Raw genomic sequence first — 12,090 nt, 5'->3', positions numbered from 1 at the left:
TCCCCACCACCAGTGCCGACGCCACCGCCGCCACGCCGACCCCGCGCCGAAGCGCCCGTTGCCGTGTCATGCAGATCTCCTGAGGTCCGTTGTCCTCGCCCCCCGTCCCCGCGCAGGTCGACGGGCCGCAGGGCCCCGGAGTTCCGGCCGACCGCCCATCGGCGCGCAAACCGTCCGCGTGGACGACCGACCCCGTAGGCGAGGGGTTCGGGGTACCCCTAATGGGCCGATTCACCCCCCATAAGCATGGGATGTCGCCCTGCCGACCGGCGTTGCGAGGATTCGGCGTGCGGCGCCCAACACCGGCCACGGGCCGGGCGGTCGGCCGCCCCGCCCGGCGCCCTCCGGCCCGGAGCGGCAGGTCCGTCCCGCTCCCGCAGCAACACTTCGGGAGCTCCGGACGTTCACCGATGAGCATCAAGTCCCTTGCGCAGTGCGCACGTTGGCGGATGATCCGGCTCCGGCACACTGACGCCCGACGTTCCGGAACGCCGTCTCCGCGCGGAACGGGGATCCCGGCACGTCGCCACCAGAAGGAGGACCCCCCGTGCCACCACCCCGATTCGCGCGCCGGCCGCTGACCGCACTGCTGGCGGCGGTCGCCGCGCTCACCTGCGCGATCGCCCCGGCCGCCGCGGCCGCTCCCGGACCGGCCTCCGCAGCCGCCGGACTGCCGCGGCTGCGCTCGCTGTACGTCGCGATGCCGGACGGCGTCCGGATCGCCGTCGACGTCTGGCTGCCGGCCGGCGCCACCCCCGGCCGACGGCTGCCGACCGTCCTGGAGACGGAACGGTACTGGCGCTCCCGGGAGCACCCCGGCGGGCCCGAGAACGACCCCCGGGCCGGAACGGCGAGCGGCTGGAACGACCGCGGCTACGCCTACGTCGTGACCGATCTGCGCGGCACCGGCGCCTCGTTCGGCACGCTCGAAGCCGAACTCGGCGCCACCCTGATCAAGGACAGCGGCGCGCTCGGCGACTGGATCGCCGCCCAGCCGTGGTCCAACGGCCGGGTCGGGACCACCGGCGTCTCCTACGGCGGCGACACCGCGATGCTCGCCCTCGGCCTGCGCAACCACCACATCACCGCCGCCGCGCCGAACTCCTACGACTTCGACCCCTACGAGGACCTGATCCGCCCCGGCGGCCTGCTGATCGAACCGCGGGTCGCCGTCTACGGCGGGCTGCTGCGGATCCTCGACCAGGCCGGCGGCACCACCTGCGCGACCAGCGAGGAGACCCGGCGGCTCTGCGAGGAGTACGGGCTGACCGGCGCCGCGCCGAAGCCGGTCGACGGTCCGGACGGGCCCGCGCTGCGCGCCGCCGCGCGCGCCGAGCACGCCGGGAACGCCAACCTCGTCGAACTCGCCCGCAACGGCGTGCACCGGGACTACACCGACGGCCCGCAGGGCTGGGAGGTCACCAGCGTGGCACCCCGGAGCCGCGCCATCGAGGCGGGCGGCGTCCCGGTCCTGACCGACGCCGGCTGGCTGGACGCCGGTACGCCCAACGGTGTGCTGTCCCAGTTCACCGGCCTGTCGAACACCCAGGAGAGCTGGATCGGCCCCTGGAACCACGGCCAGGGGTACCTCGCCGACCCGTTCCTGCCCAGCCGCCCGCTCACCGGAGCCGAACGCCGGGAGATCGGCGAGCGCACGGTCGCGTTCTTCGACCGCTACGTCAAGCACGGCGAACGCCCCGACGGCGAGCGGCTCGTGCACTACTACACCCTCAACGAGGGCACCTGGCGGACCACCGACCGCTGGCCGGTCCCCGGGACGGCGAACCGGCGGCTCTACCTCGCCGACGGCAACACCCTCAGCCGGAGGCCGCAGCCACCGGTCCCCGGTCGACCCGACACCGACCCGCTGACCCTCGATCCCACCGCCGGCACCGGCCCGCTCGACCGCTGGAACACCAACCTCAGCGGCGACCCGGTCAGTTACCCCGACCGGGCCGCCGTCGACCGCGGCCTGCTCAGCTACACCAGCCCGCCCGTCCAGCAGGACACCAGGGTGACCGGCCTCGGCCGGGTGACCCTCGACGTGACGGGCGTCAGCGGCGCGAGCGACGGCGCGTTGCACGTCTACCTGGAGGACGTCGCCCCGGACGGCCGCGTCACCTACATCACCGAGGGCCAACTCGCCCTCGCCGACCGGGCCGTGGCCTCCCGGTGGAGCAACCCCGACTGGCGCCGGCTGCGCACCCCGCGCACCTTCGCGGCCGCCGACTCCACCCCGTTCCCGCAGGGCACGCCCCAGCGGGTCACCCTCGACCTCCAGCCGACCTCGGTCCTCTTCAAGGCCGGTGACCGGATCCGGCTCACCGTCGCCGCCGCCAACGCCGACTCGTTCGAACTGCGGCCCGCCGACGGCAAGGCCGCCTACACGATCGGCCACGGCACCGTCCGGCCCTCCTACGTCGACTTGCCGGTGGTCGGCTGAGCCGCACCGCACCCGGCCTCGGGCCGTCGGCGCCTTCCGCGCCGGCGGCCCGTTCGGCCGCCAGTCCGCCCGCGAAGCTTGCCGCCGAATGTAACGCTTCGATCACGACCGAAGATCGCGTGCAGCAGTCGCGAGCCGGGCGCCGTCAGGTTGAGCGGGGGGAGCCAAGGGGGCTTCGGGAGGGGCGAAGATGCTCAACACACACGAGCCGGGTGGCCATGCGAAGCGCTGACATCCCCGCCTTCACGGCCTTCGTGCATGCACGGTCGTCGGCCCTCTTCAGGACCGCACTGCTGCTCACCGGCGAGCGTCATGTGGCCGACGACCTGGTGCAGTCCACACTGGAGCAGGTCTGTCGGAACTGGCGCCGGGTCCGCTCCGCCGACGCACCGGAGGCCTATGCGCGCCGGATCCTGGTGAACCTCGCCAACGACCGCTGGCGCAAACTGCGCGGACATGCGGAAGTGCCCCTGGCCGACGGTGTCGGGGACGGGCACGTCGATCCGTACAAAGGTCTCGTGGTCCGCGACGAGTTGATGCGCGAGCTGCAGTCCCTGCCGATCGGCATGCGCACCGTACTGGTGCTGCGGTACTTCGAGGATCTCGACGACGCGGAGATCGGCCACTTGCTGAACATCTCGACCGCCACGGTCCGCTCCCAGGTGGCCCGGGGCCTGTCGAAACTCCGGTCGACCGTCGACACCCAGGCAGTGCACGCACGTTCGGGAGGAGCGGCATGAAGGACTACGACCTGGAGAAGGAGCTGGCCGCGGCCATGCTCGACCGCTCACGGCAGGAACCGCCGGGCAGCTACGACGTCGACGGCCTCATCGGGTCGGTGCGGCAGCGCCGCCGGCGCCTGCAGGCGGGGGCGGCGGCGGCCGTGGCGATCGTGGCCCTGGGCGCCGGCTTCCTGTCCCGAGCGGATCATGGCCGCGTCTCGCTGCCCGTACAGGGCTCGACCGCATCGAGCGCCGAGATTCCCTCTTCGCCCCCGCCCAGCGAGCCGCCCTCGCCTTCGCCCACGGCTTCGGCATCGGCTTCGGCATCGGCTTCGGCTTCGGCTTCGAAACCGGCCTCCCCGGCCGCGCCGTCCCGGACGACGAACGCCCTGTTCCTCGCCGCCCTGCGCTACCAGAACCCGGCCACCCGCGCCGAGGTGGATCCGGCGGAGGTGGCAGCACTGTTCGCCAACGAGTCCACGTACCAACGGATCTGGGGCACCGACTCCCGCGGTGTGACCTGCGGCGCCCCGGTCGACGGCGTGCTGGCGTCGGGCGAGGTCCTGCTGTACCAGGGGGTCGAACGGCTCGACCGGGCCCCTGCCCTGAGCTTCGACGGGGCCACGGGGAAGGTGACCGACCTGACCTGCCGAACGGTCGTCGGAGACAGCAAGGGGGGCGACCCCACGGTCTCCGGCTTCTACGGCGGGCTGGTGGCGGCCACCAAGTCCGGTGACTCCACGGCCGTGGCGAGGCTCGGGAGGCTGTTCGTGACCGCGCAGCTCCGATCCGACCAGGGCCCGACCGCCGGCACCTGCTCCTCCACCACTCCCCCTTTCTGGCTCGCCGACAACCCCTCGTCCGGAACTCTCACCCACGGATGGACCGTGAACCTCGGCGGCCCCCAGAGCTTCCCGATCGAGATCGACGAGACACCGAAGATCGCCGGATCCTGCGGCAAGTGAGCCGCACCGACCGCCACTGAGGCGGACGACACCGGACCGAGCCCGCACGGCGGCGGGTCCGGAAACCCGCGGAAACCCACGGCAACCCACGGACCACCCCTGCCCCACGGACCACCCCTGCGCGCCCTGATCGGCCGACAGGCGATGTCCGCATGCCCGGACGTCGGAAAGCGAGTGCCCGCATGAAGCATCGGACAGCCTTCGTCATACCCGTACTCGTGGGCGCCGCCATGGTGGCCCACGTCCTGATCCCGGCCCCGGGGCCCGCCGGGAGCGCCTCTGCCGGCCCACTGCCCACCTCAGCCCCATCGACCCTGTCAGCGCCGTCGAACCCGTCAACCCCGTCAGCGCCGTCGACCCCGTCAGCACCAGGCACGTTCTCCGGGCCGGCACCCGCCACCCCGGGCACGACAACGCCGGAACAGGCCGTGCGCCTCGCGCTCGACGGGCTCGGCGTGCACCGCGGCCGGTACGCCCTCGCCGTCGAGGACCTCACCTCGGGCCGCTCGGCCGCCTACGGTTCGTCCGCCGAGACCTTCACCTCCGCGAGCATCATCAAGGTCAACATCCTGGCCGCCCTGCTGCTGCAGACGCAGGACCGCGGCGCCCGACTCAGCTCCGCCCAACGACAGTCGGCCGCCGACATGATCCGCGTCAGCGACAACGACGCGGCGCAGAAACTCTGGGTCGAGATAGGCAGGCGCCCAGGTCTGGACGCGGCCAACGCCCGGCTCGGACTCAGCCCGGCGCACGCCGGCCAAACGGGACCCTGGGGACTGACCCGGACCACGGCCCGGGACCAGATCTCGCTCCTGAAGGCCGTGTTCACGCAGGACTCCCCCTTGAACGCCGCATCCCGGTCTTACCTGCGGGACCTCATGAGCACCGTCACCGACGAACAGAACTGGGGCGTCGGCGCGGCCGGAGCGCCCGGCGAGCCGCCCGTGCTCAAGAACGGCTGGCTCCCGGACGGGACGCCGCAGCTGTGGGTCGTCAACAGCGTGGGCATCGTCGAACGCGCGGGACACACACTGCTCGTCGTCGTCCTCACCGACGGTCAGCCCACCCGGGAGACCGGCGTCGCACTCATCGAACGGGCCGCGGCAGCCGCGGTCGAGGCACTGGTGCGCACGCCCTGAACGCCTCCGGCCCGGACGGTGACGCTGCGACCGGTGACCGTACCGGGTTCCGGGGGCCGTGTGCGGTCCGGGTCCTGACGCGGGACCGCCCCGCCGGCCTTGTGGGCTCGGCGGGGCGGCGGCTGTGCGGCAGGGCAGGTCAGAGGCCGCCGGTGTACAGCAGCGCGTTGGGGCTGGACTTGGTGACCTTGGTCAGGGCGTCCTTGGTGGATTCGGTGTCGAGCCACTCGTTGATGTCGGAGGGAGTGGCGTCCGGATGGGCGGCGAGGTAGAGGGCGGCGGTGCCGGTGACGTGCGGGGCGCTGAAGGAGGAGCCGTCCAGGGTGGCGCTGCCGCCGCCGAGCTTGGCGGAGGTGATGCCTTCGCCGGGCGCGTAGATGGACAGGCAGGGGCCGAAGTTGCTGAAGCTGCTCTCCTCGTCCCACTTGTTGGAGGCGCCGACGGTGAGGACACGTTGGGCGGCGGCGGGGGAGATGAAGCAGGCGTCCTTGGAGCTGTTGCCGCCGGCGACGACGGGCAGGACGCCCGAGTCGGAGAGCGCGGTGGCGGCCTTGTCCAGCACGTCGTTCCTGTCCCCGCCGAGGGAGAGGTTGGCGATGGCGGGCTTCTTGGCGTTGGCGGTGACCCAGTCGATGCCGGCGATCAGCTGCTCGAAGGTGCCTGTGCCGTCGCAGCCCAGGACGCGCACGCTCACCAGGTTCGCCTTGCGGGCGATGCCGTAGGTCTTGCCGCCGACGGTGCCGGCGACGTGGGTGCCCTGGCCCTGGCAGTCGGCCCCTTCCTTGCCGTCGCCGATGGTGTCGGTGCCGAGGGTCGCGCGGCCCTCGAACTCGTCGTGGCCGTACTCGATGCCGGTGCCGATCAGGTAGGCGGTCACACCGGCACCGTCACCCTTGACGTTGAACTCCCCGTCGCCCTTGCCGTTGACCGGGTCCCACGTCTGCTGGTCGATGCGGTCCAGGCCCCAGCTGGTGGCCGCCTCCCGGTGCTTGGAGGCGGGCGTCGCGGTGGCGTCCGGCGCGCTCACGACGCCGTTCTCCTCCACGGCCTCCACTCCCGGCAGGGCCCGCACCTGCTCCAGCTGGGCGGCGTCCAGGCGGGCGGAGAACCCGTTCAGGGCGTGCCGGTAGGTGTGCAGCGGCTCGACGCCCCCGACCCTGGCCGCCACCCGGGCCGGGTCCAGGCCCTTGTCCACTGTGACGATGTACTCGCCGGGCACAGCCGAAGCCACCCTGTGCAGGGGGGCCGGAACCGCCCGCCCGGACGGGCCGTCGGCTGCCGCACCCTGCGAGGCGACCAGCGGAATGAGAAGGATGAGAGCGGCGGACGCGCAGCGCGCGGACAGTCGCATCAGATCTCCGTTCATGAAAAGGGACCGCCCCGGGGCAGGGACAGCCCCGCGCATGACGGTCACCTGATGCTTCGTCCGCCTGCGTAGGTTCCTTTAGCGCGGCGCGCCGGAGGAGCTCGGTCCTCGCGCGTACTGCGTCACCGTGGGCCGCAGAGCGCCCCAGTACGCCGAACGCCCGGGCGCGTCCTTCCTTGTGCAGCCTGCGCCGTTCCACGTACATCGGCCCCACCGTCCGGGTGGACCTGGCGGCCGAGGAGATCCTGTTGCAAGGATGGACGCCGCACCCCGAGACTCGGTCGGCGTGCGAGGCGACCAGCCCCGCGAACGGTTCGGTACCCGACGGCGAGGCCATCGTCAGGCTTCCGGCCCGGATGGTGCCCATGATCAGGGAGGCCTGCGATGCCGTCGAGCGTGCCCGACTTCGCCGATCTCCTCGGACAGTGCGAGCGGTCCGCCGTCCATCTGGAGCTGCGGGACTCCTATGCCCCTACCGAACGGTTCGAGGCATGGCGGCGCGGTGACCGGATCTCCTGGGAGGTCAGGGAGTCCTGGTGGCATCCCTATGACCAGTTGATCACCGACGCCGTGGCCCGCGGCGTGGCCGTCCGTCGGGCTCGGATCGTCTCCGAGCCCGTTTCCGAGTACATCCGGTGGGAGCACTACGTCACCCACGCGAACGTCACGGCCGGCGAGGAGGTCCGCTGGCTGCCTCGGCGGCGGGCCACGAGCATCCCGCTGCCGGGAAACGACTTCTGGCTGTTCGACGGAGCGCTGCTCCGGGTCCACCACTTCTCCGGCGACGGCGCGGTGGTCGAGGACGAGATCACCTCGGACCCGGAAGCCGTGAAGCTGTGCGCCACCGCGTTCGAGGCGGTCTGGGAGCGAGCGGTCCCGCATCACCTGTACGAGATCTGACGAAGGCCGGCTCCCTCCGTGCCCGTGCATCCCTCTCCCGGCGTTCAGGCGGCCCGCGAAGCCCTCGCGGGCCGCCTGGGCTGTCCGGTCCGCCGACGCCCACGTGCAGTGGCGACGACTCCAGCGGACCGGGCCAGGGAGCAAGTCGGAGGCCGGTCCGACGTCAGTTGGCGGAAGCCCCGGACCTCGATCCGGGGCTTCCGCGCGTCCCACGGCCACCAGCGGACGGGGTGTTCGCCAGTGCGAGGCCTCCCCGCACGCCGGTGCCGCGGCGGCCCCGAAGGCACGCCGCGGCACCGGTCGACGCCGAGAGCTGGGGCCTAACTCAGGTAGAAGACGTCGAACTGTCCGTCGGGCCGGGGGGCGATGGACGCCTCGCCCGCGCCCTGGGGCGGGTTGATGTTGAGGAAGTGCGCGGCGAGCTCCGCGTTCGGCTGGGTGCTGACGCGCCAGATCTTCACCCCCGCGTCGCCCTCCAGCGCCAACGACTTCTTGAGCTCCGCGTCAGCCTCGCTGATCCGGGTCATGGCCTGCTCCTTCGCATGGTGGCCGAGAGCGCCGCCCCGACCGGGCGCGGCAGCTGGAAGCTAGCACCGGAAGCGGCCGAAACCGCGCTGAACAAGCGGCGGTTCGACACCGAACCAGGTGGCGTTCCGCCGGGCGGCCTACCGAGCGGACGGGACGGGCCAGGCGAGCCCATGGGCACTGAGGCTCTCCCACGGCGCGCCCGGGGATCAGTTCCCGTTTGAACGGAAGGTCGATTCGGCGGACGGTTCGGAGAACACAACGGCGTTCCTCCCCACGGCGAGGAGGAACGCCGCGAGTTTCTAGGCGAGTTTGCCGATCAGGCTTGCGTGGAGCACATCGGCGGAAGCGGATGTGTCTGAATCGGTGAGGTAGGAAACCAGCAGTTGGCGGACGTCCTGAAGGGTCTCGGCGAGAGTTTCCTGCCTCAGACTGTTGGGCGCGATCCCGGCCCGGAACTCCGGCCTCGGAAGCGCAGCGGCCACCAACCCTTCGGCCAGGTCCAGGACCGTGCGCTCGCGCAGGGCAAAGGTCAGATGGAAACTGGTCTCCTCCCCTTCGGTGTTGTGCGGACTGTGCACCCATCCCCGAGGGAGGACCAGCGTGTCACCAGGTCCGAGATCGAACTCGGCGTACGGCTCGGAGCTGTCCCATCGCTCCTGCATCTCTGCCGTCCACATCACTGGCGAGTCCAGGTAGTCATCGATCGGCAGCTCCACCTCGGGTGGCCAGATCGGCCATACCTTGCGGCCGTGCATCTGGGTGACGACGGCGGTGAACGGGTCCCAATGGTGTCGTAGGCCCCGCTGTGCGGCAGGCGTGAGGATCGCGGATACATACAGCGAGTAACCGGTCTCCTCCCGGATCGCACGGCACACCTCGGCGAGGTACGGCACGGTCCGCTGGACGTGGCGCAAGTTGATGGTGTGCCCGTCGTCGAAGAGCGCGCGCAGCCGGCCGGGGAGCATCTCCCCGTTCTTCGAGAACCGACCAGGGTGAACGGCGCGCCCGTCCTTCACCGCGGCGGTGTACGAGGGGATCGACAGTCCATGGTCGATGTACGTGTCCATGAGCCCGAGCGTGATCTGCTCATCGAGCTCGGATCGGCTGCGGCGGTAGACCTGGGGCTCGGTGGGGCAGCTCGCGAGCAGGGAGTCTGCTGCCGGCCCGAGCAGAACGGCCAGGGACATGTTGCCTCCTTCACCCTTGCGGGCACGGGATGTCAGGTAGGTGGCGGCTGGGGCAGGCAACCACCGCGAAGTTGATCATCCGATCGCCTGGGACGTAGTAGCACCACACGACGTCGGTTCCGTGGCCGAGATCCGCGCGGGCCTGGCTCGCCTTGGCGGCCGGACCGCAGTCGACCGCGCCACCGTCTCTACGTTGGACCGGCGGGTACTGCTGATAGATCCGGATGAGCCAGTCAACCGCCGGACTCGGGTCCTGCCAGGTCCTGCTGGCCAGGTCGGGTGGCTTGCGAAGCAGGTGGTGACCGGTCTGCATCGGTGGAACGGAGCGGCGTTCGAACGGGCTGAAGGCCTGAGGATCAGGCGCCCTGAGAGTCTTGATCCACCCAGGATCGAGCGGAGTCGGTCGGCGCAGGTACTCCGTGCTGTACTGCGCGTTGGAACCGATCCAGGGGCCGTAGCCGTGCCAGTGGCCGATGAATCCCACGGGTATCCTCCGAGGAGGGTGCCTGCTCCAAATTCCGGTTGGAGCAGGCACCTTCGTGGTTCAGGGGTGGTCGGACCAGACCGTCAGACCGCCAGCTCCCGGGACCTCACCCAGGCGCGGGCGAACGCGTCCAGCTCGGCCGCGTCGAACCGGAGTTCGTGGCCGCTGCCCTCCGGCTTGGTGTCGCGGAGGACGAAGGCGTCGGCCGCCCCGGGGATGGCGGCCAGGTCGACGCAGGTCTCGGTCTCGCTTTCGAGGTTGCCGCCGCACTGGCGGTGGAACCGGGCCCCCTCGATGGACATCTCGTAGAGGTTGGACATCAGTACTCCCCTTGCTGTCGGGCTTCGCCGGCCGGGTCGGCCGGAAGGGACGATCAGCCACGTCGTCAGCGGATCGCCGGGATTGCAGCAATGACCGTGCTTCGAGATCCCAGACTCGCCCCGAGGTGCGATTATCGATCAGTCGACTTTCGTGACGGCCCTTCAAAGGTACGAAGCAGGGGCCTTCTGGCACCATCGGCTTCTACGAAATTGCGCAGATTCACCCGAGGGCGGTCAACGCCTCGTCGATCCTCGCGCGTACTGCGTCACCGTGGACCGCCGAGTGCGCCAGTTCCCCGAACGCCCGGGCGTAGTCCCTGATCTCCCGGGGTTGCGTGATCTGGATCTCGGCGGTCAGTGTCTCCACGACAGTGCGCCGGTCGTCGTAGAGGTAGAAGGCCTCCAGCGGCCACACGGACCGCTCGGCTCCCAGAGGAATGATCCCGAGAGAGAGCGAGGCAAGGGGCATGACCGTCAGGAGGTGCCGAAGCTGGCCGGCCATGGTCTCCGCATCGCCGAGACGGTTCCGCAGGACGGCCTCCTCCATCAGCACCACGAACCGGTGGTTGCCCTCGTAGAGGAAGCGGGACCGTGCGACCCGCGCAACCACAGCTTCGGGAACGTCGTTCGGAGTGCCCTGAAAGCGCGTGATGGCGGAAAGGAGCGCTGTCGCATAGGCCGGGGTCTGAAGAAATCCGGGGATCACATTGGAGACGTACACACGGCAGACGCGAGCCTGTTGGTGAAGGGCGTAGAAGTCCTCCTGAACCCTGCGCAGTCCTTCCTTGTGCAGCCTGCGCCATTCCACGTACATCGATTCGACGGCACGCGAGGCCGCGATCAGGTCGGCGGCCTGGTCCTCGGCGCCACAGGCGACACACCACGCTCTGATGTCGTCGGCGGACGGCGGTGTGGTGCCCCGGAGAATCCGCGAGGTCTTGGAGGCATGCCAGCCGCACCGGGCAGCAACGTCCTGCCCTTTCAGTCCCGCGTCCAACATCAGTTCCCGCAGTCGGGCAGCGACCGCCTCACGGGCGGCCTGGGCGTTGGAGGACGGGAGTGTGGGCATGCGATTGCTGTCCAGTGCGGCAGGTGGTCAGACGACGTACTGGTCGTGGGGGGTGGCTCGATCCCAGACGGTCTCGAACGCGGCCGAGACCATCTTCACCGTCGCAGGGTTCTCGTCGAACGCGTGGCCGGCCCAGGCACCGTCCCCGGTGAACCAGTGGAACATGATCAACTGCTCATCGATCAGCCACAGGTCGTTGCCCGGCAGCGCGATGTCCGAGGCCAGGCGCCGGGGCAACCACCGCACCGATTCACCGGCGCCCAGGTTGAGCGGGGTGACCGCGTGCTCCCACCTGATGTAGTCGGTGACCGGCTCGGAGACGATCCGGGCCCGGCGGAGCACGACACCGCGAGCGACGGCTTCGCGAACGATCCCCAACCAGTCCGCCCAGTAGGGGTCGTTCGGATTCAGATCGGCCTGCCCGGTGCGCTTGAAGTCCGCGATAATGCCGGACTCGTCGCCGACCGCGTACAGGTCGCGCATCTCCAAGTGGACGGCGCTCCGCCGAGCCTTCCCCAGCAGGGCCGCGAAGTCAGGAACCGGCTCGCTCTGCGTCATCGCACGCCTCCCTCAGAATCGCCGCCATGCGCGCCGGCAGGCGAACCACGGACTCGCCGGCGGGGATGCCGACCGAGTGGCCCGGCACCCACTCAGTATCGCGGATCTCCGAAAGCCTTTCGCCCTCCACGTCCCAGCCCTGGATCACGATCTCCCGCGACTCCTCGTCGACCCACACGGTAGGCGAGCCTCCGCCACCCGTACTGGGGTCGATGCCCTTGAACCGCAACGGCATGACATTCTCCCGTTGGTTGAGGACTGCTTCTTCTACATGCTTGCACAACCGTCTCGCTCTACTGATGCTCCGTCAAGTTCACTGGACAACGTGAAGTTGGGATCGATCCGAGCGACTGGCAGAGTCCTCGAAACAGGGACCCGTGCCTGGAGACGCAGCCCGCCGGTAGCTACT

Annotated in this window: 13 protein-coding genes and 1 pseudogene; 6 read left to right on the top strand and 8 right to left on the bottom strand. The window is 70.4% G+C overall.

Translation table 11 applies throughout. The annotated features are described in order from the left end of the window. The first annotated feature begins 547 nt into the window (after positions 1-547). From VR45_RS32645 to VR45_RS32630, 4 genes are all read left to right on the top strand, one after another. Positions 548-2,443: a CocE/NonD family hydrolase gene (locus VR45_RS32645; RefSeq protein ID WP_052709549.1), complete on the top strand. Its 1,896-nt coding sequence runs from the start codon at positions 548-550 to the stop codon at positions 2,441-2,443. 218 nt (positions 2,444-2,661) lie between these two features. Next, complete coding sequence (locus tag VR45_RS32640) at positions 2,662-3,183, top strand: SigE family RNA polymerase sigma factor (RefSeq protein WP_045943502.1); 522 nt, start codon at positions 2,662-2,664, stop codon at positions 3,181-3,183. After that, positions 3,180-4,130, top strand: a complete 951-nt coding sequence (locus tag VR45_RS47390) for a hypothetical protein (protein WP_045943501.1) — start codon at positions 3,180-3,182, stop codon at positions 4,128-4,130. The genes VR45_RS32640 and VR45_RS47390 overlap by 4 nt, the downstream gene beginning before the upstream one ends. 428 nt (positions 4,131-4,558) lie before the next feature. Beyond that, a complete protein-coding gene (locus VR45_RS32630; RefSeq protein ID WP_107084343.1) occupies positions 4,559-5,269 on the top strand; it encodes a serine hydrolase in 711 nt (236 codons plus the stop codon). A gap of 139 nt (positions 5,270-5,408) precedes the next feature. Here the strand turns inward: VR45_RS32630 and VR45_RS32625 are convergent, their stop codons facing one another. Further along, on the bottom strand, positions 5,409-6,620 hold the full coding sequence (locus tag VR45_RS32625) for a S8 family peptidase (protein WP_045943499.1): 1,212 nt from the start codon (positions 6,618-6,620) through the stop codon (positions 5,409-5,411). A gap of 191 nt (positions 6,621-6,811) precedes the next feature. On the opposite strand from VR45_RS32625, the pseudogene VR45_RS49335 reads away from it, so the two are divergent. Both VR45_RS49335 and VR45_RS32620 read left to right on the top strand, forming a co-directional pair. Next, positions 6,812-7,045: pseudogene (locus VR45_RS49335) on the top strand (hypothetical protein); the annotation flags it as partial. Beyond that, complete coding sequence (locus tag VR45_RS32620) at positions 7,020-7,535, top strand: DUF6879 family protein (RefSeq protein WP_045943498.1); 516 nt, start codon at positions 7,020-7,022, stop codon at positions 7,533-7,535. The pseudogene VR45_RS49335 and the gene VR45_RS32620, both read left to right, overlap by 26 nt. Positions 7,536-7,855: 320 nt before the next feature. On the opposite strand, the gene VR45_RS32615 is transcribed toward VR45_RS32620, so the two are convergent. The 7 genes from VR45_RS32615 to VR45_RS32580 all read right to left on the bottom strand — a co-directional run bounded on the left by VR45_RS32615 (position 7,856) and on the right by VR45_RS32580 (position 11,916). After that, positions 7,856-8,062, bottom strand: a complete 207-nt coding sequence (locus tag VR45_RS32615) for a hypothetical protein (RefSeq protein ID WP_045943497.1) — start codon at positions 8,060-8,062, stop codon at positions 7,856-7,858. Between the two features lie 300 nt (positions 8,063-8,362). Next, positions 8,363-9,250 (bottom strand): cupin domain-containing protein, encoded by an 888-nt coding sequence (locus VR45_RS32605; RefSeq protein WP_052709548.1) that lies wholly within the window; start codon positions 9,248-9,250, stop codon positions 8,363-8,365. Positions 9,251-9,260: 10 nt separating this feature from the next. Next, positions 9,261-9,734, bottom strand: coding sequence for a hypothetical protein (locus tag VR45_RS32600; protein WP_045943495.1), 474 nt, complete (start codon positions 9,732-9,734; stop codon positions 9,261-9,263). A gap of 83 nt (positions 9,735-9,817) precedes the next feature. Further along, positions 9,818-10,054 (bottom strand): DUF397 domain-containing protein, encoded by a 237-nt coding sequence (locus VR45_RS32595; protein WP_045943494.1) that lies wholly within the window; start codon positions 10,052-10,054, stop codon positions 9,818-9,820. Positions 10,055-10,274: 220 nt separating this feature from the next. Then, positions 10,275-11,123 (bottom strand): helix-turn-helix transcriptional regulator, encoded by an 849-nt coding sequence (locus VR45_RS32590; RefSeq protein ID WP_045943493.1) that lies wholly within the window; start codon positions 11,121-11,123, stop codon positions 10,275-10,277. Positions 11,124-11,150: 27 nt separating this feature from the next. Next, positions 11,151-11,681 (bottom strand): DUF6879 family protein, encoded by a 531-nt coding sequence (locus tag VR45_RS32585; protein WP_045943492.1) that lies wholly within the window; start codon positions 11,679-11,681, stop codon positions 11,151-11,153. After that, positions 11,656-11,916 carry a hypothetical protein gene (locus VR45_RS32580; RefSeq protein WP_045943491.1) on the bottom strand — a complete coding sequence of 87 codons (261 nt, stop codon included), beginning with the start codon at positions 11,914-11,916 and terminating at the stop codon, positions 11,656-11,658. The genes VR45_RS32585 and VR45_RS32580 overlap by 26 nt, the downstream gene beginning before the upstream one ends. Positions 11,917-12,090 lie beyond the last annotated feature (174 nt).

It is taken from the genome of Streptomyces sp. NRRL S-495, from assembly GCF_000966955.1.
Taxonomy (GTDB): Bacteria; Actinomycetota; Actinomycetes; order Streptomycetales; family Streptomycetaceae; genus Kitasatospora; species Kitasatospora purpeofusca.
Note: the sequence above shows the minus strand (reverse complement) of the source record. Positions and strands in the feature narration are given on the sequence as shown.

Bases quoted from the DNA above. Each gene is read 5' to 3' on its own strand.
- VR45_RS47390 (WP_045943501.1), top strand. From the start codon at position 3,180: ATGAAGGACTACGACCTGGAGAAGGAGCTGGCCGCGGCCATGCTCGAC.
- VR45_RS32640 (WP_045943502.1), top strand. From the start codon at position 2,662: ATGCGAAGCGCTGACATCCCCGCCTTCACGGCCTTCGTGCATGCACGG.
- VR45_RS32620 (WP_045943498.1), top strand. From the start codon at position 7,020: ATGCCGTCGAGCGTGCCCGACTTCGCCGATCTCCTCGGACAGTGCGAG.
- VR45_RS32595 (WP_045943494.1), bottom strand. From the start codon at position 10,054: ATGTCCAACCTCTACGAGATGTCCATCGAGGGGGCCCGGTTCCACCGC.
- VR45_RS32625 (WP_045943499.1), bottom strand. From the start codon at position 6,620: ATGCGACTGTCCGCGCGCTGCGCGTCCGCCGCTCTCATCCTTCTCATT.
- VR45_RS32590 (WP_045943493.1), bottom strand. From the start codon at position 11,123: ATGCCCACACTCCCGTCCTCCAACGCCCAGGCCGCCCGTGAGGCGGTC.
- VR45_RS32615 (WP_045943497.1), bottom strand. From the start codon at position 8,062: ATGACCCGGATCAGCGAGGCTGACGCGGAGCTCAAGAAGTCGTTGGCG.
- VR45_RS32605 (WP_052709548.1), bottom strand. From the start codon at position 9,250: ATGTCCCTGGCCGTTCTGCTCGGGCCGGCAGCAGACTCCCTGCTCGCG.
- VR45_RS32585 (WP_045943492.1), bottom strand. From the start codon at position 11,681: ATGACGCAGAGCGAGCCGGTTCCTGACTTCGCGGCCCTGCTGGGGAAG.
- VR45_RS32580 (WP_045943491.1), bottom strand. From the start codon at position 11,916: ATGCCGTTGCGGTTCAAGGGCATCGACCCCAGTACGGGTGGCGGAGGC.